This is a genomic window from Bacillus xiamenensis (assembly GCF_000300535.1).
GTDB classification, from domain to species: domain Bacteria; phylum Bacillota; class Bacilli; order Bacillales; family Bacillaceae; genus Bacillus; species Bacillus xiamenensis.
Map to the genome: position 1 here is coordinate 1 of NZ_AMSH01000065.1, position 18,014 is coordinate 18,014.

At 42.2% G+C, this 18,014-nt stretch carries 18 protein-coding genes and 1 pseudogene; 5 read left to right on the forward strand and 14 right to left on the reverse strand.

Annotated elements, in window-relative coordinates:
• Window positions 1-153: 153 nt before the first annotated feature.
• A complete protein-coding gene (locus BA1_RS15815; protein ID WP_008361039.1) occupies window positions 154-1,032 on the reverse strand; it encodes a nucleotidyltransferase-like protein in 879 nt (292 codons plus the stop codon).
• 189 nt (window positions 1,033-1,221) lie between these two features.
• On the opposite strand from BA1_RS15815, the gene BA1_RS15820 reads away from it, so the two are divergent.
• Window positions 1,222-1,569: a YgzB family protein gene (locus BA1_RS15820; protein WP_008361040.1), complete on the forward strand. Its 348-nt coding sequence runs from the start codon at window positions 1,222-1,224 to the stop codon at window positions 1,567-1,569.
• Window positions 1,570-1,604: 35 nt separating this feature from the next.
• Here the strand turns inward: BA1_RS15820 and perR are convergent, their stop codons facing one another.
• Both perR and bcp read right to left on the reverse strand, forming a co-directional pair.
• Window positions 1,605-2,042 (reverse strand): peroxide-responsive transcriptional repressor PerR, encoded by a 438-nt coding sequence (gene perR / locus BA1_RS15825; protein WP_008361043.1) that lies wholly within the window; start codon window positions 2,040-2,042, stop codon window positions 1,605-1,607.
• Window positions 2,043-2,199: 157 nt separating this feature from the next.
• Window positions 2,200-2,667, reverse strand: coding sequence for a thioredoxin-dependent thiol peroxidase (gene bcp / locus BA1_RS15830; RefSeq protein WP_008361045.1), 468 nt, complete (start codon window positions 2,665-2,667; stop codon window positions 2,200-2,202).
• A gap of 129 nt (window positions 2,668-2,796) precedes the next feature.
• Here bcp and BA1_RS15835 point away from each other — a divergent pair, with 129 nt between their 5' ends.
• Complete coding sequence (locus BA1_RS15835) at window positions 2,797-4,092, forward strand: glutamate-1-semialdehyde 2,1-aminomutase (protein WP_008361047.1); 1,296 nt, start codon at window positions 2,797-2,799, stop codon at window positions 4,090-4,092.
• Window positions 4,093-4,339: 247 nt separating this feature from the next.
• On the forward strand, window positions 4,340-5,413 hold the full coding sequence (locus BA1_RS15840) for an FUSC family protein (RefSeq protein WP_008361048.1): 1,074 nt from the start codon (window positions 4,340-4,342) through the stop codon (window positions 5,411-5,413).
• 227 nt (window positions 5,414-5,640) lie between these two features.
• Here the strand turns inward: BA1_RS15840 and BA1_RS15845 are convergent, their stop codons facing one another.
• The 10 genes and pseudogenes from BA1_RS15845 to fabL form a co-directional block, all read right to left on the reverse strand.
• The gene (locus BA1_RS15845; RefSeq protein WP_008361049.1) at window positions 5,641-6,537 is read right to left on the reverse strand and encodes an ABC transporter permease; all 897 of its coding nucleotides are present in this window, start codon (window positions 6,535-6,537) and stop codon (window positions 5,641-5,643) included.
• Between the two features lie 18 nt (window positions 6,538-6,555).
• The gene (locus tag BA1_RS15850) at window positions 6,556-7,557 is read right to left on the reverse strand and encodes an ABC transporter permease (RefSeq protein WP_008361050.1); all 1,002 of its coding nucleotides are present in this window, start codon (window positions 7,555-7,557) and stop codon (window positions 6,556-6,558) included.
• Window positions 7,558-7,618: 61 nt separating this feature from the next.
• Complete coding sequence (locus tag BA1_RS15855; RefSeq protein WP_008361051.1) at window positions 7,619-9,205, reverse strand: ABC transporter substrate-binding protein; 1,587 nt, start codon at window positions 9,203-9,205, stop codon at window positions 7,619-7,621.
• On the reverse strand, window positions 9,180-10,157 hold the full coding sequence (locus BA1_RS15860; RefSeq protein WP_008361052.1) for an ABC transporter ATP-binding protein: 978 nt from the start codon (window positions 10,155-10,157) through the stop codon (window positions 9,180-9,182). The genes BA1_RS15855 and BA1_RS15860 overlap by 26 nt, the downstream gene beginning before the upstream one ends.
• Window positions 10,126-11,148, reverse strand: a complete 1,023-nt coding sequence (locus BA1_RS15865) for an ABC transporter ATP-binding protein (protein WP_008361053.1) — start codon at window positions 11,146-11,148, stop codon at window positions 10,126-10,128. Before BA1_RS15865 ends, BA1_RS15860 begins: the two co-directional genes overlap by 32 nt.
• A gap of 111 nt (window positions 11,149-11,259) precedes the next feature.
• Window positions 11,260-13,002 (reverse strand): ABC transporter ATP-binding protein, encoded by a 1,743-nt coding sequence (locus BA1_RS15870; protein ID WP_008361055.1) that lies wholly within the window; start codon window positions 13,000-13,002, stop codon window positions 11,260-11,262.
• A gap of 96 nt (window positions 13,003-13,098) precedes the next feature.
• Window positions 13,099-13,629, reverse strand: a complete 531-nt coding sequence (ntdP, locus tag BA1_RS15875; protein ID WP_008341956.1) for a nucleoside tri-diphosphate phosphatase — start codon at window positions 13,627-13,629, stop codon at window positions 13,099-13,101.
• 147 nt (window positions 13,630-13,776) lie between these two features.
• Window positions 13,777-14,037, reverse strand: coding sequence for a YgaB family protein (locus tag BA1_RS15880; protein WP_008361057.1), 261 nt, complete (start codon window positions 14,035-14,037; stop codon window positions 13,777-13,779).
• Between the two features lie 174 nt (window positions 14,038-14,211).
• Window positions 14,212-14,361 (reverse strand): annotated as a pseudogene (locus BA1_RS15885) (gamma-type small acid-soluble spore protein); the annotation flags it as partial.
• A gap of 74 nt (window positions 14,362-14,435) precedes the next feature.
• Window positions 14,436-15,188: an enoyl-[acyl-carrier-protein] reductase FabL gene (fabL, locus tag BA1_RS15890; protein WP_008361062.1), complete on the reverse strand. Its 753-nt coding sequence runs from the start codon at window positions 15,186-15,188 to the stop codon at window positions 14,436-14,438.
• Between the two features lie 81 nt (window positions 15,189-15,269).
• Here fabL and BA1_RS15895 point away from each other — a divergent pair, with 81 nt between their 5' ends.
• A complete protein-coding gene (locus tag BA1_RS15895; protein ID WP_008361064.1) occupies window positions 15,270-15,494 on the forward strand; it encodes a hypothetical protein in 225 nt (74 codons plus the stop codon).
• Here BA1_RS15895 and mutY read toward each other — a convergent pair.
• Window positions 15,481-16,581 (reverse strand): A/G-specific adenine glycosylase, encoded by a 1,101-nt coding sequence (gene mutY, locus BA1_RS15900; RefSeq protein ID WP_008361065.1) that lies wholly within the window; start codon window positions 16,579-16,581, stop codon window positions 15,481-15,483. The two genes, BA1_RS15895 and mutY, sit on opposite strands and share 14 nt — an antisense overlap.
• Before the next feature lie 191 nt (window positions 16,582-16,772).
• Between mutY and BA1_RS15905 the strand changes: the two genes are divergently transcribed.
• Window positions 16,773-17,753, forward strand: coding sequence for a metal-dependent hydrolase (locus BA1_RS15905; RefSeq protein WP_008361067.1), 981 nt, complete (start codon window positions 16,773-16,775; stop codon window positions 17,751-17,753).
• The last annotated feature ends 261 nt before the right edge of the window (window positions 17,754-18,014 follow it).

The following is an 18,014-nucleotide window of genomic DNA, read 5'->3' on the forward strand; positions in this document are numbered from 1 at the left end:
ATCATTTTCGTTATCGCTCGGAAGCGACTTTCTTAATATAACATTTGAGCACCTTGTGCGTCAAGTGTTTTTCGGGATTTCTTTTTGTCAGCTTTTCTTTCAAAGCAACTCGGTTGCTCGTTAGCGACGTTTAATAATATACCATCATAATATTCATGCGTCAATATCTTTTTTCACAAAATATCCTCGATGATAGATTTTTTGCCCCTTTGTCTCAATTGGCTCCACCTGAACAATTCCTTTTTCCACAAAGAAATCAATCATGATGCTAAGGTCAGGCGTGAAATGTTTGAGGTCAGGATGTGCAAGAAGCTCGCCAAAAAGCCAAATATCTTGCTGCTCCATGACATGACGCAAATGAGCGGCACCAATTTCTGCTTTTGAATGGATTAAAAAATCATTCGCTAAGAATAACAATTCTAACCGCTTATGCAGACTTTCATGGCTTTCAATTAGTTCTGAATAAAGTTTATATACTTCAGGCTCCATATGACGCACTTGGTTCCAAACGGTCACTTCTGGGTGGAAGCCTTTATCAATCACTTCAATCCGTGCCAAATGATGCAGGGCATGCACAATGGAATTATATGCATCAAGGAATTGATTTGATTCAAAAAATGCTTTTCCTTCTATATATCTGCGAATGAGCTTACCATATTCCAAACCAATTTTGAGCTTACGGTTTGAAAACGGGAATGTACTCAATTCATCAATCAAGTTGAAAATATATTCATTTCGATCAAACAAAACTTTTCCATTCAAAATCCAATCAATGATTCGGCGATTGGTGCCGAGGGTAATCCATTCTTTAAGCTGATCGTCTGTGACGACATTTAAAGAAGCTGTTTGGTGATCGGATTCATAGTGTTTGATAAATAATGGCTCTTCCGCTTCTTTTACGATGACTAAAAGTGCGGCATCAAAGTTATCTGTTTCAGAAGATACTTTATGTCTTCTTTCTACTATAATCACAGCTAATGTATCCGGGTGGCTTGCTCTCTCTTGATAAATAGGACGGAGAAGATTTTCCATAGTGATTCCTCCAATACTCGGGTGTAAGGTTCTTCTCTAATGCTATGTATTTCTCCTCATAGAATCAAAATTCCTTCAATACATGAAAAAAGATCATTGCATCATTATAAGCAATTTATTCACAAAACTCTATAACTAATTCAAACAGAAAGGTAAAATGTGCTATATTGGAGATAAGGGGGACTAGGGATGGCGAAATACTCCAGTAAGATTAATAAAATCAGAACATTTGCACTTAGTTTGGTTTTTGTTGGTTTTCTGATCATGTATATCGGTGTGTTCTTCAAGGAATCGATCTGGCTGTCGACTTTCTTTATGCTGCTTGGCGTCTTATCGATTGGATTAAGTACAGCCGTTTACTTTTGGATCGGTATGCTTTCTACAAAGGCGGTACGAGTTGTGTGTCCAGGGTGCGAGAAGGAAACGAAGGTGCTTGGACGAGTGGATATGTGCATGCATTGCAGAGAGCCCCTTACACTGGACCGGGCGTTAGAGGGTAAAGAGTTTGATGAATCCTACAATCGAAAAAAGTCATAAAAATAAGCTGACCATTCAACTGGTCAGCTTTTTCATTAATGATTTTCTTTTTTCGCACATTCTTGACAGATTCCATAGATCTCCAAGCGATGATGGCTCACTTTAAAGCCTGTCACATGGGATGCAAGCTGTTCTACTTCATCAAGGCCAGGATAGTGAAAGTCAACGATCTTTCCGCAGTTTTCACAAATTGCATGGTAATGATCAGATGTCGCAAAATCAAATCGGCTTGAGGAGTCCCCATACGTTAATTCTTTTACTAATCCAGATTCCCGGAATACTCGTAAATTGTTGTAAACCGTTGCTACACTCATATTCGGAAATTTCCCTTCAAGTGCTTTATATATATCGTCCGCGGTTGGGTGAGTCATAGAATTTACGAGAAACTCCAAGATGGCATGGCGCTGCGGAGTAATTCGAACACCAGTTTCTTTTAGAGCGTCTAAAGCGTCTTTTAGTTCGTGAGCAGCCATTTCATCATGCACCTCTCTTCAAAAATATTCTTATATTATAATCTTTATAAATAGTGTACCCCCAGAGCCGAAACTTTGTCAATTACAATCCTCTTTTTTACCTATTCTTCTTTACAAAAAAGACCGGCACATCTGCCGATCTCATCTTATCATCCTATTAAGCGTGAGCTTTCAGTTCCTCAAGCGCTTCTTCTACATGATCTTTCACCTTTACTTTGCGCCATTCTTTTACAAGCGTTCCTTCCTTATTAATAAGAAATGTGGAACGTTCAATTCCCATGTATTCTTTGCCGAAGTTCTTTTTCAGCTTCCATACACCGAAAGCTTCGGACAACTTTTGCTCGTCATCTACAAGAAGCAGGAACGGTAAATCATGTTTTTCTTTAAACTTTTGGTGCTTGTCCTGACTGTCTGGGCTTACGCCAATGATGACAGCATCTAATTCCGCAAAGCTCTGATGGCGGTCACGGAAATCACAGGCCTCGGTTGTACAGCCTGGCGTCATATCTTTTGGGTAAAAATAAAGGACAATATGTTTTCCTCTAAAATCAGAAAGCTTTACTTTCTCTCCATTATCACCTGTTAATTCAATATCCGGCACTTGCTGCCCCACTTCGATTGTCATGACACAATCCCTCCAACCTATTTTTTCATTAGCCTATCCAATTTCGAGAGAATATTCAACTAAGGACGCTTGCATTGGCATGTTAAAATAATGTTAGACGACGTGTTACGTTGAGACAGGAGGCTATTTATGAAATTCACAGAATCAGAAAAATTACATCAAGAGGCACTGGAGCATATTGTTGGAGGGGTTAACAGCCCATCTCGTTCATATAAGGCAGTAGGCGGCGGGTCACCCGTTGCAATGGAAAAAGGAGAAGGCGCTTATTTTTGGGATGTTGACGGAAACCGTTATATCGACTATTTGGCAGCATACGGTCCAATTATTACGGGACATGCTCATCCTCATATTACAAAAGCCATCACGAAAGCAGCCGAGACGGGTGTCCTTTATGGAACACCAACGAAGCATGAAGTCACTTTTGCGAAAATGTTGAAAGAAGCAATGCCTGCATTGGATAAAGTTCGTTTTGTCAATTCAGGTACGGAGGCTGTAATGACCACCATTCGTGTGGCCCGCGCTTATACAGGCAGAACAAAGATCATTAAATTTGCCGGATGTTATCACGGTCATTCTGATCTTGTGCTAGTTGCAGCTGGCTCTGGCCCTTCCACTTTAGGAACGCCAGATTCAGCGGGCGTTCCTAAAAGCATCGCCAATGAAGTCATTACCGTTCCATTTAACGATATCGACAGCTATAAAGAAGCACTAGATCGTTGGGGCGATGAAGTAGCAGCTGTTCTTGTTGAGCCCATTGTCGGAAACTTTGGCATCGTGGAGCCTAAAGACGGCTTCTTGCAACAGGTCAATGACCTGACTCATGAAAAAGGCGCACTTGTCATCTATGACGAAGTGATTACCGCTTTCCGCTTTATGTATGGCGGTGCACAAGACTTGCTTCAAGTAAAACCTGACCTCACTGCATTAGGTAAAATTATTGGCGGCGGTCTTCCAATCGGCGCTTATGGCGGCAAAAAAGAAATTATGGAGCAAGTCGCTCCCCTTGGGCCAGCCTATCAAGCTGGTACGATGGCGGGAAATCCCGCCTCTATTCTTTCTGGGATTGCATGCTTGGAAGTGCTTAAAGAAGACGGAGTCTACGAGCGTCTCGATCAGCTCGGCGCAATGTTAGAAGAAGGAATTTTAGCCCATGCGAAAAAACATCAAGTAGATATTACAGTGAACCGCTTAAAAGGTGCTCTCACGATTTATTTTACAAAGGAAACGATTGTGAACTACGAGCAGGCTGAAAATACGGATGGCGAGATGTTCGCCCGCTTCTTCAAATTGATGCTCGCACAAGGCATTAATCTTGCCCCTTCTAAATACGAGGCTTGGTTCTTAACCATCGCACACACTGAAAAAGATATTTCTGAGACGCTGCAAGCGGTTGATTATGCGTTTGAACAGCTGAAACAATCATAATTGAGTGAAAAACAGACGTGAATTTGTGCGTCTGTTTTTTTATTTACCAGCTCTTGATTGTCAAAAGCGAGCGAATCTGTTACATTTTTTCTCAATACCTTCTTTTGATGTTTTCATGAACTTTCAAAAAGCACTTGAATATTTCGGAAGACCGCTGTATATTACTTAGTTGTTTCATCAAAATATGTATGATATATGACGAGTGGTCATCTATTATCAAAAAGAAAGGAATGCAGGGACAAAACCAATGAAACTTGGAGCCCGTATTTTAAAAACTGGTATTGCCATTGTACTCGCGCTTTACCTGGCAACATGGCTTGGGTTGCCGACGCCCGTCTTTGCGGGAATTGCAGCTGTATTTGCTATCCAGCCATCTATTTATCGATCATTTTTAACAATTGTTGATCAAGTGCAAGCCAATATTATTGGAGCAGCACTTGCCATTACGTTCGGTCTGCTTTTTGGCACAGGACCTGTTATTATCGGGTTAACCGCCGTTATGGTCATCGCCATTAATTTAAAGCTGAAGATTGAACATACGATTCCGATTGCACTTGTAACCGTCATCGCCATTTTAGAAAGTGCAGGGGATCATTTCCTTTCCTTTGCCTTAATTCGAACTGCTACTGTGGTATTAGGCGTGCTTTCTTCATTTTTAGTGAATCTCATTTTTCTGCCGCCAAAGTATGAAACAAAGCTGGTTCATCACATTATGGAAAATACGGAGGAGATTTTAAAATGGATCCGTCTGAGCTCCAGACAGTCTACAGATCATTCCATTTTAAAGGATGACATCGATCAAATAAAAGAACGTATGATCAAATTAGATCACATTTACTTGTTATACAAAGAAGAACGAAGCTATTTAAAGAAAACCACCTATGTCAAATCAAGAAAGCTGGTTTTGTTCAGACAGGCAATTATGACGTCTAATCGAGCTCTGTACTTACTGAAAAAGCTTCATAAATTAGAAAATGAAATTCATTTGATGCCAGAGCATTTCAGGGAAAGCTTAACCGATGAGATTGATCATTTACTCTATTGGCATGAGCGCACCTTAATGAAGTTTGTTGGAAAAATGAAGCCACATGACGATGAATTTCAAAATGAATGCTCTCTTCGTCTTGAAACATTAACGAAATCATTTATTCAGCATCAGCAAAACCAAGAAAACGACTTACTCGATTATAATATGCTGAATGTGATGTCCAGCATCATTGAATACCGTGATGAATTGGAGCATTTAGATACGTTGATTACAAGCTTCCAAACGTATCACCCAAAAGATAGCGAGATCGAAACTGAAGAAAAAGAAGCATAAACAGAAAAGACCGATTCCAAAATCGGTCTCAGATTGTTGAAAAAGGGCTAAAATGATCTTGATTTTAGCCCTTTGTCTTCTTTTCAGCGTGATCTGAAAACCTTTGCCAACTAGGAAGGACAAGTACCGAAGCGGAGCGAATTTAACATTCGTGAGCACCGGCACGCAGGACTGACACCGAATGCGAGCGTTTGTCTACACGCTGAGACCGATTCTAAGAATCGGTCTTATTTTATTTTCTTCATTTTAGGATCAAGGGTGTCCCTTAATCCATCTCCCATCAAATTAAAGCCAAGAACCGTCAGCATGATCGCAACCCCTGGAAAGAATAAAGTCCATGGTGCTTGCACGAGATAAGGTCTCGCATCTGCGAGCATTTTCCCCCACTCTGGACTTGGCGCTTGTGCACCCAATCCTAAAAAGCCCAAAGCTGCCGCTTCGATGATGGCCGTTCCGATCGCAAGGGTCGCCTGAACGATCACCGGCACCATACTATTTGGCAGAATGTGACGGAGGACGATGCGGCGGTGTGACATGCCGACTGCTTTTGCTGCTAGGACGTATTCTTCTTGTTTAATACTCAGCACCTTTGAACGAACCAGCCGCCCAAAGGTCGGGACGTTAATAATCGCTATGGCAATAAGCGCATTTTGTAAGGATGGGCCTAAGATGGAGACGATCGCAATTGCTAATAGAATGCTAGGAAAGGCAAGTAAAATATCAAATAATCTCGAGATCACAGCATCCAGCCATCTGCCGCCGTAGCCCGCCATCAATCCAAGCAGTGTGCCTAAAATGACAGAGCCGAGAACCGAAAAGAAACCTACCCATAATGAGATCCGTGCTCCATGCACAACTCTTGAAAATATGTCTCTGCCGAAATCATCCGTACCAAACCAGTGTGCAGCTGAAGGCGCACTAAACCGTTCACCAAGTGACTGCTCATTGATTCCATACGGAGCAAGGAGCGGTGCGAAGATCGCTAGAATGAGAAATAAAAAGACAATCACACTGCCAATGACCGCCAGCTTATGCTGAAAGAATTGCTTCATCGATTCAAGAATCAGTGATTGAGAGCGTTCTTCTTTTGATATAGGAGCTTGACGCTCTTTTTGTGCTTCCATGTTGTCACTCTCCCTTCCCTAGTATTTAATTCTTGGATCAATGACTGCATACAAGATGTCCACAATGAAATTGATCAACACAAATATGAGCGCAACAACGAGAATGCCTGTTTGAATGACTGGATAATCACGATAGCTGATCGCATCGTATATATACCGCCCAATTCCCGGCCAAGCAAAAATGGTTTCGGTTAAAATGGCCCCACCCAGCAGGAGACCTGTCTGAAGGCCGATAATAGTCAAAATCGGAATGAGCGCATTTTTCAGCCCATGCTGATAAATGATAAAAAACGAACGTACCCCTTTTGCTTTTGCCGTTCGAATAAAATCGGAATGAAGCACCTCCAGCATACTAGCCCTCGTAATCCTCGCAATTATCGCAGCCGGAATGGTTGCAAGAGCGGTACTTGGTAAAATCAAATGCTTGATGCTGTCAATGAATTGATCAAACCTTCCTTGCAAAAGCGTGTCCAGCGTATGAATATAGGTGATCGAGTCCACTGGATTTCTAACGTTTTCTCTCCCAGTTGTCGGCAAAATTCCTAATTCGATTGAGAACAGCCACTGTCCCATTAAGCCTAACCAGAAAATCGGCATGGACACCCCAATGAGAGCAATAAACATCGCAACATAATCAAAGAAAGAATGTTTAAACCAAGCACTAATGATTCCTGCATTCACTCCCACCATAATCGCCAGCAGCATAGCAAAGAATGTCAATTCTAATGTAGCGAATAAGTAAGGCTTCATTTCCTGGGCAATAGCCGCTCCTGTTCGAATGGAAGTCCCTAAATCACCTTTTAAAAGACCCAGGATGTAGTGACCATATTGAACGTACCACGGCTGATCTAAACCAAGCTGGATCGTCAATTGCTCTACTGCTTCTTTTGTTGCCCGCTGCCCTAAGATGACCTGTGCTGGATTCCCCGGAATAAACCGAATGATCGAAAACACGACCAAGGTCATTCCGATCAATACTGGGATGAGCATTCCTGCTCGCTTCATACAATAAGCAAACAAACAGCTTTCACCGCCTTTTTCATTGTTTGAATAAGGGAGATAGATCATCTCCCTTATGTGCTTATTCGAAATATACGTCCGTCAAAGCTTCTGAACCCGTTGGGTGCGGCTGGTAACCTTTTACATCTTTAGATGCTGCAAGCATTGGAATTGAATGTACCAATGGAATCCAAGGTGCTTCATCATGAATGATCTCTTGGGCTTTTTGATACAATTCATTTCGTTTCTTTTGATCAGTATCTGTTTGCGCTTCAATGAGAATGTCATGCATTTTATCGTTTTTGAAGAATGTATAGTTGTTACCGCCTATACTATCTTTATCCAACAGTGTATAGATGAAGTTATCAGGATCGCCATTGTCCCCAGTCCATCCTAATAAGAACGCATCGGCTTCTCCTTTACTTGCTTTATCTAAATAAGTCGCCCAGTCATATGTGACGATTTCGGCTTTAACGCCGACCTTTTCAAAGTTTGACTGAATGACTTCGGCTACCTTCATCCCATCTGGCATATATGGACGAGGTACAGGCATCGCCCAAAGCTTGATTTGAAAACCGTTAGGAAAGCCTGCCTCTTTCAATAGCTCTTTCGCTTTTTCAGGATCATATGGATATGGCTCAATGTCGTCATTGTAGCCTTCTAATGACGGTGGAAGTGGATTTTTCGCTGGTTCAGCAAGTCCGCCATAAAACGACTCAATGATTGACTCTTTATCGACCGCATAATTGAGCGCCTGACGAACCAGCTTATTATCGAGCGGCTTTCTCGTCACTGTCAGCCCGATATAGCCTACGTTCATGGATGGTCTTTCAATAAGCTGGAGTGCTTTATCCGTTTTAATGCCATCTAAATCTGACGGGTTGACACCATCCATTAAGTCGATCTCGCCTGTTTTCAGCGCATTTAAGCGAGCTGAATTTTCTGGAATGGAGCGGAAGATGATTTGATTTAGCTTCGGTTTATCTTTTTGCCAGTAATCTTCGTTCTTTTCTAAGACGATACGGTCATTTTGCTTCCACTCTTTAAATTTGAATGGTCCTGTACCAACTGGATTTTCACGAAATGCATCGCCGCTTTTTTCAACAGCCGCAGGACTGGCAATACCAAATGGTGACATGGCGATGTTTTTCAGGAATGTTGCCTGCGGACGTTTTAGTTGAAATTCTATTTCATGCTCTCCTTTGACGATGATGTCTTTAATAACGTGTCCTTTATCCTTTTTATAGCCACCAAACATGCCGTAGTAGGGAAATTTTTCTGCATCACCATTCATCCAGCGGTCAAAGTTGAATTTCACGGCTTCCGCGTTAAAGTCTGTGCCATCGTGAAACTTCACACCTTCTCTTAAGTAGAACGTGTACGATTTCCCGTCCTTGGCCACATCCCATTCTGTTGCGAGGCCTGGATGGATGGTCGTGTCTTTCTCACCGTAATTCAAAAGCTTTTCAAACATATTCTCTGTGACCTTGAAGGTTTCACCTTCCGTTGTTGTAATTGGATCAAGTGACGTGGAGTCTCCTCCTCTGCCGAAGACGAGAGTGTCTTTTGTGGCTTTTTCTTCTGATGTTGGTGAAGACGAACAGCCCCCTAGAAATAGGGCAAGTGCCAGCACAAAAATGAAACTACTGAATAACCATGTCTTCTTCATTGTGTTCCTCCTTTTGATATAAATAGCACGCAGCTGCGTGATCTGTTTCCTCCTCATATAAAGGAGGAACAGCTTGCAGGCATTGCGCCCACCTTTTTGGACATCTTTGATAAAAAGGACAGCCGCCGCTTGTCGCCGTCGTGGATTCTTCCGCTGCCACATCCTGCGTCTCCAGCACATGGTCCATATGTGGAATGGATTTGAGAAGCAGCGAAGTATAGGGATGAAGCGGCTTGTGAAATACGTCTTCCGCAGGACCTATTTCGACAATACGGCCGGCATACATGACGGCAATCCGGTCGCTCATATACTTGACGACGCCTAGATCGTGAGAAATAAACAAGTACGTAAGAGAAAGCGTCTTTTGCAATTCAAGCATTAAATTCAAAATCTGTGCTTGAACGGATACGTCTAAAGCAGAAACTGGTTCATCTGCAATCACAAGGCTTGGATGAGTGATCAGCGCTCTAGCAATCCCAATCCTCTGCCTCTGTCCGCCGCTGAATTGGTGTGCATAGCGGTCTCCAAAGGAAGGATCAAAGCCCACAATATGCAGCATCTCTTTTACCCGCTTTTGCCTTTCTGCTTTCGTTCCATGTTTATGGACGATCAGCGGTTCTTCTAAAATATCTTTGATTTTCATTCGTGGATTTAAGGAAGCGTATGGATCTTGAAAGATCATTTGAATGTCTTTTCTTAAGGAACGCATCTCTCGTTCTTTCAGAAGGGTTACTTCTTGTCCTTTCATTCGAATAGAACCAGAAGTCGGTTCAATTAATCTCATTAGGCTTTTGCCAAGCGTTGATTTCCCGCAGCCAGATTCACCAACAATGCCGAGCGTTTCCCCTTCATTCACATGAAAGGATACTTGATTTAAAGCCAAGTTCGTATGTTTGTCTTTAGAAAAAAATGCCGATGTGTCATAACGCTTTGTCAGCTGATTCACTTGCAAGAGTGGGTGACTCAGTGCCTTCTCCTCCTTCCATTAGAAAACATGCGACGCGGTGATACTGTTCAATGGATTGTAAGGCTGGGTCTTTTTCAAGACATTGTGCCATTTGATGTGGACAGCGTGGTGCAAATTGACAGCCTGATTGGATGGCACCGGGTTTGGGTACATGACCCGCAATAGAGATGAGCTTTTCTTTTTTTTCTTTAAATGATGGAACAGAGGCGAAAAGGCCTTTTGTGTAGGGATGCAGAGGTTTTTGAAAAATACGGTCAACAGTTCCTTCTTCTACGATTCGACCGGCATACATAATCATGACACGCTGGCATATTTGCCGCACGACACCTAGATCGTGGGTAATAAATAAAATAGCGGTGTCCATCTCTTCGTTTAACTTTTTGAGCAAACGAAGAATTTGTGCTTGGATGGTGACATCAAGTGCAGTCGTCGGTTCATCGGCAATCATGAGCTTTGGGTGACATAGCATCGCCATCGCAATCATGACACGCTGACGCATGCCGCCCGATAGTTCATGTGGATATTTTTTGAGTAATGACGCTGCTTGTTTCAAGCCTACCGTTTGAAGAAAATCTACCGCCTTCACTTTTGCTTCTTTTTGGCTGATGGCTTGATGTGTGAAAAGAGCTTCTGTCATTTGCTTGCCGATGGTCATTAAAGGATTGAGGGAGGTCATAGGTTCTTGGAAAATCATCGAAATGTCATTTCCTCTGATCTCTCGCCACTGTTTCTCCGAAAGTGACAGCAGGTTTTGACCTTCAAATTGTATGTCACCTGTTGTTTCTGTTTGCTGATTCAGTCCCATTAAAGACATCGAAGTCATACTTTTCCCGCAGCCAGATTCCCCAACAATGCCTAAGGTTTTTCCTTTTTGAATAGAGAAAGATATATCATGGACGATCGGCACTCTCTGCTTTTTTTGCTGAAAGGCAATGGACAGCTGTTTGACATCTAGCAACACTTCTTGTTCTTTCACATATTCACCACCCCGTCATACTTTTTAAAATTGTATTGAGACAAGCTGGGAATTATGTCATGTTTTTGACAAGCATAAAAAGCCTATCCGCTAGAATCGGATAGGCTTCTACTAATTTAATGTTTGAATGGTAAATAGATGGCGATAGTGGCTGTCTCGGTTCATTAATTCTTCGTGTGTTCCTTTTTCCACAATCTCGCCTTTTTCCATGACCACAATTTGATCGGCATGTGTAATCGTCGATAAACGGTGCGCGACAATAAAGGTTGTGCGGTCCTTTGCCAGCTTTTGCATCGCTTCTTGAATATAATGCTCACTTTCTAAATCAAGTGCAGATGTCGCTTCGTCTAAAATGAGGAGGGGTGGATTTTTGAGAAATACCCTCGCAATTGAAATCCGTTGTTTTTGACCGCCTGACAGCTTCACGCCCCGTTCTCCTACCTTGGTGTCATATCCTTCAGGAAGAGACATGATGAACTCATGGGCATTCGCCGCTTTGGCAGCCGACACAATGTTCTCAAAGGATGCTTCCGGGTCTCCAACAGCGATATTTTCTTTAATTGTGTCACTGAATAAGAATGTATCCTGGAGCACCATTCCAACTTGATTTCGAAGGCTTCTTGCTTTGTACTCTTTAATATCAATGCCGTCAATTTCAAGTGACCCGCTTGTGACATCATAAAATCTAGGAATTAAGCTGACGAGTGTAGACTTCCCTCCACCGCTCATGCCGACAAGCGCAACGGTTTGTCCTTTTTCTACTTTTAAGGAGATATTGTGTAAAATCTCTTCCTGCGTATGTTCATAACGGAAGGACACATTTTTAAATTCTACCTCTCCTTTTAAATGATTGGCTTCTTTTGCATTTGGCCGGTCTGTTACCTCATACGGCTCATCAATAAACTCAAAAATACGATCCATTGACGCCACTGACTGGGTTAAAGTCGTTGATGAGTTAATGAGTCGGCGAATTGGGTTGTACATCCGGTCAATGTAGCCGACAAACGCAATCATTGTCCCAATTGAAAGCGATCCGTTAATCACAGTGTAACCAGCAAATGCAATGATGAGCAGCGGCGCAATGTCTGTGATGGTATTGACGACTGCGAATGTTTTGGCATTCCAATTCGTGTGGTTGATCGCTTTGTTTAAGAAATTTTGATTTTCATCGTGAAAATTCTCTTGTTCGTACTCCTCAATCGCAAAGCTGCGAATGACGGGCATTCCTTGAACTCGCTCATGGAGATGTCCTTGCACCTCAGCCAGTGCCTGCGACCGCTCTTTTGTCAACTTGCGAAGTCGTCCGTAAAAATACTTCACAGCTAACGCATATAGAGGAAAAATAATGACAGACACGATGGTGAGCTTGAGATCGAGTGTACACATAATAGCTATCACAATCAGGACGGTCATCAAATCAAGCCAAATGTTCATCAGACCTGTGATGACAAATTCCTTTGTCTGCTCCACATCGTTGATCACCCTTGAAATAATTTCCCCTGTTCTCGTGTTGGCGTAATAACGAAGGCTTAGCTTTTGAATGTGCGAGAACAGTTTTTCCCGAATATCAAATAATACTTTACTGCCTGTCCACTGCGCATAGTATTGTCTATAGTACTCAACAGGCGGTCTCATTACTAAAAATAATACAAGCATGATTCCCATAATAATAAAGAGAGTGGATGTTTTTTCTTCAGCCGATCCAGAACCTTGAATGACATCATCAATGACATACTTTAAGAGCAGAGGCAAGGTTAAGGGAATCGAGAATTTGATCATTCCGATTACCATTGTCAATGCAATCTGTTTTTTATACGGTGTAACAAAAGCCATGTAGCGTTTAATGACCCCCATGTAAATCTCCTTCCCAATCTATCAGTGCCTCTTATCCGCAAGCAGTCAAAAACCTGTTAGCTCATAAAAAGCCAAACAGGTTTTTGCTGCTCTTGCTTATTTTGTATAACGTAAAAAACGTTCATACCACATATCTACAAATTCTGGAGCAAATGGCCCTTTCCGCTGGTGAATCCAGTGCAGTAATGTATTTAGATGCTCTCTTAAGATACTATCGATTTCTTTTGGATAATTCATCTGTCTCTTATGATCTGCATACTCATCCTCATCCAAAATATTATACGTCATGTCCGGAAAGACTTTGACATCTAAATCGTAATCAATATACTTAATTGCCTCTTCGTCTGTCGCAAAAGGAGAGCTAATGTTGCAGTAATAATATACGCCATCATCTCTAAGCATCCCAATGACATTAAACCATTGTTTTGCATGAAAATAGCAAATAGCCGGTTCTCTCGTCATCCATGTGCGGCCATCGGATTCAGTCACCATTGTGCGGTCATTTGCCCCAATGATACACAATTCCGTTGCTTTCAGAATGGTGGTTTCATTCCAAATCCTGTGGATCAAGCCATTATGTTTATAGCTTTGAATTTGGATGGTTTCTCCTTCCTTGGGATAGCCCATATTTTCTCCCCTACTTTCTATAACAAACAAACCTAACAGTCCAAAGACCTAATTTCCCAACTAAACATGTCTCTATTATATTATACCGTTACATAAGTAAAAAATGAAATGAAAAAGCCATTCAACCCACTTGAACGGCACACCCCCTTACATCACGGTTGAGCTCTTCTCCATTTGTTTATATGAATTGATGACCTGTTCTGTCTGCTTTGTAAATAATATTTGGACTTTTCGCAGTTCCTCTCGTTTCTGTTTAATTTGATCATGAAGCCGATGCAGCTCTTCCTTTTTTTCACCTTGCAACATTCGTTTTTCGGTCTCTACATACAAATCGAGTTCACCTTGTACATCAAGCAGTTGATCCATGAGCTGCATTTGTTCCCTGACAAGCTGGTCAAAATTAGACATCTAACTCCTCCCTTTCATTCGAATCGACTTTTTGTATCTATACCATTTCTTGAAAGAATGAAGAAGTCCTTTGACTGTTTATGTAGAGGTGTTACAGGTTTTGTCGGATAGTGGTGACAGGCAAAAAGAAAAGCACTTCATTCGTAGATGAAGTGCTTTCCTCTGTTTCAGTGATTAGCTGTTTTGTTGTTTGTTTTGCTCAGCTTTTTGGTTGTATTTTTTTACGTGCTGTGCGTCAGTCTCACTAGCAAATTCAGTGCCATATTGACCACCTTGTGCAGCAGCTTGGTTTTGTTTTTTCACTTGTTGTGCGTTTGTTTTGTTTTGTTGTTTATCCATCATTATCACCTCCACGCACATTATTTTGTGCAGAAGGTGTACATCCTATTCATGATTTTTTAAACAAGCAGAGAACGTCCGCCATCCACTATAATGGTCTGTCCTCTAATCATATCTGCCTTGCCTGATACAAGGAATTCCACACTGTCGACCATGTCTTTAATCTCCACCATTCGGCCAGCTGGTGTATTTTTCTTCGCATCTTCTAATAACTCTTCACGGTTTGGGAAATGCTTTAATGCATCTGTATCGATAGCGCCGCCTGATACTGCATTCACGACGATATTCTTTGGTGACAGCTCAACGGATAAGTAGCGTGTCAATGCTTCTAGTGCTGCCTTAGATACGCCAACCACTGTGTAATTTTCAAGGTAGCGGATAGAGCCTAGTGAGCTAATGCTGACAATATGTCCGCCGCCGTTTTTCTCCATTAATTTTGCTGCTTCTTGTCCGCAGAACAATAAGGCTTTCGCATTGATATTCATGGTCCAGTCCCAATGATTTTCTTCAAGGTCCATGATGGGGCGCTGAACACCAGAAGCCGCATTGTTAACAAATACATCTAAACGGCCAAAGGTTTCGTCGATTTGCTGAAACATGTCTTTGATTTTCTCAGGTTGTCCGACATTGGCTTTGACCACCAACGTTTTGACACCCATCGCTTCAATTTCTTCCGCTGTTTCAAGTGCTGCTTTTTTGCTTCTCGCGTAGTTAATGACAATGTCATATCCTTTTTCAGCCAGACGAAGGGCCACTTCTTTCCCAACCCCTCTACTGCTGCCTGTAATTAATGCACATTTACGCTTGTTCATTATGGTTCATCTCCTGATTTGAATAGTTTTCGTCCATTCGCTTCACACTAATAGGAAAATTCCTATTAGGAGGTTGCATTCATGTATGTAGGACGCGATTTAAGCCAGCTTGGCATGATGTCCAAGGACCAATGGAAAGATACCGAGCTTGCTTACTTTCATCATGCTTTCCAACAAATTTTACCTTATTTAAACGAAGAAGGGCAATCGAAGTATCGAGAAATCATTTCTGAAATCGAAAGCCGCGGAGGCCTGCACCGAAATGAAGCCGATTATACCCATGGTACGACGGTTAAATACGACTAGGCTGCTCGAGTGCCATCTTCCATATTTTTTGATGTGAGACTGGCAAAGCATATGCCTCAAATTCTTCTATTGTGACTTTTTTTAACGCAGTGTCATCTGATACAGATGTCACACGTCCAAAGAAAACGGAAATATTCCAGATGAGATGGGTAAATACATGCTGGATGGTGCCTTCTAAATCACCAAGCTCCGCTTGTACACCTGCCTCCTCTTTTAAGAACTCAATCAGCTGCTCTTTTTCCGTTTTTCTTCCCTTCGTTGTTTCCACGTTAGGGAATTCCCATAAATTCGCAAGGAGGCCTGTACTTGGCCGCTTATGAATATATAGGTGACCTGTGTCGTCAAATAACACTGCTGCTGCCATTGATTTAGCAGTTGGCTTTTTCTTTTTACTTTTCACTGGCAGCTCATGCTGGACGCCTTCCTCGAGTGCCGAGCAATGCATGTTGACAGGGCAAATGAGGCATGCCGGGGAAGTTGGGGTACAGATGAGTGCACCTAGCTCCATGAGCCCTTGGTTGAATTGTGACGGCTTTTCCCGGGAAATGAGCTGATCGACAGCAAATTCGAACATGTTTCTCGTTTTTGGTTTGGCAATATCATCCCATATGGATAAAATACGGGAAATGACCCTCATGACGTTGCCGTCTACCGCAGGATACGGCTTGTTATAGGCGATGCTCAGCACAGCACCACTCGTATACGGGCCTACACCTTTCAGCTTTGAAAATTGTTCTTTCGTATCAGGGACAACGCCCCCGTAGGATTCATATACTTCTTTCACAGCTGCCTGTAAATTACGAACTCTTGAGTAGTAGCCAAGACCTTCCCATGCTTTCATGACCTTTTCTTCATCAGCTAAAGCAAGATCTTTCACCGTTGGGAACTGCTCCATAAACCGCTGGAAGTACGGAATGACCGTATCCACTCTCGTTTGCTGAAGCATCACTTCTGATACCCAGACGCGGTATGGATCTTGATTTTCACGCCATGGAAGTGTCCGTTGTTCTTTTTCATACCAATCAATTAAATCATGCTGAAAGCCAGCAATATCTTTACGGTCCAGCTTTTCTTGAATGTCTTTCATATTTATACTCCTTCTCATTGAACCAAGGGCTAACGTTCTGAAAAGAACCTTATTTGTTGTATACTGTTTGTAGATACGTTAACATGTTACATTAAATCAGGACAAAGCAAAAGTGATTTTGCACATAGTCTTGAATGATGACGTATACTTTGTATGATTGTTCCTAAGCATGACAACTAGGAGGTAATCAATTGGATACTGGTACTCATGTAGTAATGGGCATTTCTCTTGGGGGACTTGCGCTTTTAGATCCAGCCGTCAGCGCAGATCCACAAATGGCACATGCCGTGATGATCGCGACCATTGCCGGCTCCCAAGCACCAGACATTGATACTGTGCTAAAACTAAAAAATAATGCGGTTTATATAAGAAATCACCGGGGATTTACTCATTCCATTCCGGCTGTACTGTTCTGGTCATTGCTGATTCCGGCTGTACTTTACCCATTTGTGCCTGGGGCGAATTTACTTCACCTTTGGTTATGGACACTATTAGCCGTCGTGCTCCATGTGTTTGTCGATATTTTCAATGCATACGGTACGCAGGCCATTCGTCCATTTTCGAAGAAGTGGGTAGCCCTTGGGATCATTAACACCTTTGATCCGTTTATCTTTTTTACACACCTTGTCGCCATTGTCATTTGGGCAATTGGTGGGCATCCCGGCTATACGTTCATCTCGCTGTATGCCGTGATTTTCTGTTACTATATCGTCAGGGTGATCATGCAGCTTCAGATTAAACGTCAGCTGCGTGCACGATTTGATGACATTGAAGACATTATTATTTCGCCTACAATGAAGTTCAGACAATGGCGCATTGCCGTGAAATGTAAATCCTCCTTCCATGTTGGACGCAGTATGAATGGAGAGATCGTCATTTTAGACACATTTAACCGTGTGCCTGTCCCTGATACAGAAATTATGAAAATTGCCAAACAAGATGAAAACATTTCAGCCTTTCTCTCCTTCTCCCCTGTCTACCGGTGGGAAGTAGATAAATACAAGGATCATTATGAGGTGCGGTTCATTGATTTGCGCTACCGCAGCAAAGGTCACTATCCTTTTGTCGCGATCTGCCATATCGACATGGACCACCAAATCAAAAATTCTTATACCGGCTGGATTTTCAGTGAAGAAAAACTGCAAAAAAAATTAAGACTCGGCTCTGTGTGAGCGAGTCTTTTTTTGTGTTATGTAGGGCTTGGATCTAGGGGAGAGTACATTATGTTGATTATTCATTTGTGTAGATGTTGAATTGGATAGGCACTTGAAATTGTGATGTATGCGCTCATGTAGAGTGCGACCTTTTTGAGTGTCGCCTCGTACCACGTTGGAAAATTTCAATCCACGCACTCATGTAGAGTGCGACTGCCACTCGTTCTATTGGCAAAATCAATAAATGGTTATTTCAATCCACGCACTCATGTAGAGTGC

Excerpts from the sequence above, each read along its gene's own strand:
- BA1_RS15895 (WP_008361064.1), top strand. The coding sequence starts at position 15,270 with ATGTATGTAGGACGCGATTTAAGCCAGCTTGGCATGATGTCCAAGGAC.
- BA1_RS15820 (WP_008361040.1), top strand. The coding sequence starts at position 1,222 with ATGGCGAAATACTCCAGTAAGATTAATAAAATCAGAACATTTGCACTT.
- BA1_RS15870 (WP_008361055.1), bottom strand. The coding sequence starts at position 13,002 with ATGGGGGTCATTAAACGCTACATGGCTTTTGTTACACCGTATAAAAAA.
- fabL (WP_008361062.1), bottom strand. The coding sequence starts at position 15,188 with ATGAACAAGCGTAAATGTGCATTAATTACAGGCAGCAGTAGAGGGGTT.
- BA1_RS15815 (WP_008361039.1), bottom strand. The coding sequence starts at position 1,032 with ATGGAAAATCTTCTCCGTCCTATTTATCAAGAGAGAGCAAGCCACCCG.
- BA1_RS15840 (WP_008361048.1), top strand. The coding sequence starts at position 4,340 with ATGAAACTTGGAGCCCGTATTTTAAAAACTGGTATTGCCATTGTACTC.
- bcp (WP_008361045.1), bottom strand. The coding sequence starts at position 2,667 with ATGACAATCGAAGTGGGGCAGCAAGTGCCGGATATTGAATTAACAGGT.
- mutY (WP_008361065.1), bottom strand. The coding sequence starts at position 16,581 with ATGAAAGACATTCAAGAAAAGCTGGACCGTAAAGATATTGCTGGCTTT.
- BA1_RS15880 (WP_008361057.1), bottom strand. The coding sequence starts at position 14,037 with ATGTCTAATTTTGACCAGCTTGTCAGGGAACAAATGCAGCTCATGGAT.
- BA1_RS15835 (WP_008361047.1), top strand. The coding sequence starts at position 2,797 with ATGAAATTCACAGAATCAGAAAAATTACATCAAGAGGCACTGGAGCAT.
- BA1_RS15855 (WP_008361051.1), bottom strand. The coding sequence starts at position 9,205 with ATGAAGAAGACATGGTTATTCAGTAGTTTCATTTTTGTGCTGGCACTT.
- perR (WP_008361043.1), bottom strand. The coding sequence starts at position 2,042 with ATGGCTGCTCACGAACTAAAAGACGCTTTAGACGCTCTAAAAGAAACT.
- BA1_RS15845 (WP_008361049.1), bottom strand. The coding sequence starts at position 6,537 with ATGGAAGCACAAAAAGAGCGTCAAGCTCCTATATCAAAAGAAGAACGC.
- ntdP (WP_008341956.1), bottom strand. The coding sequence starts at position 13,629 with ATGGGCTATCCCAAGGAAGGAGAAACCATCCAAATTCAAAGCTATAAA.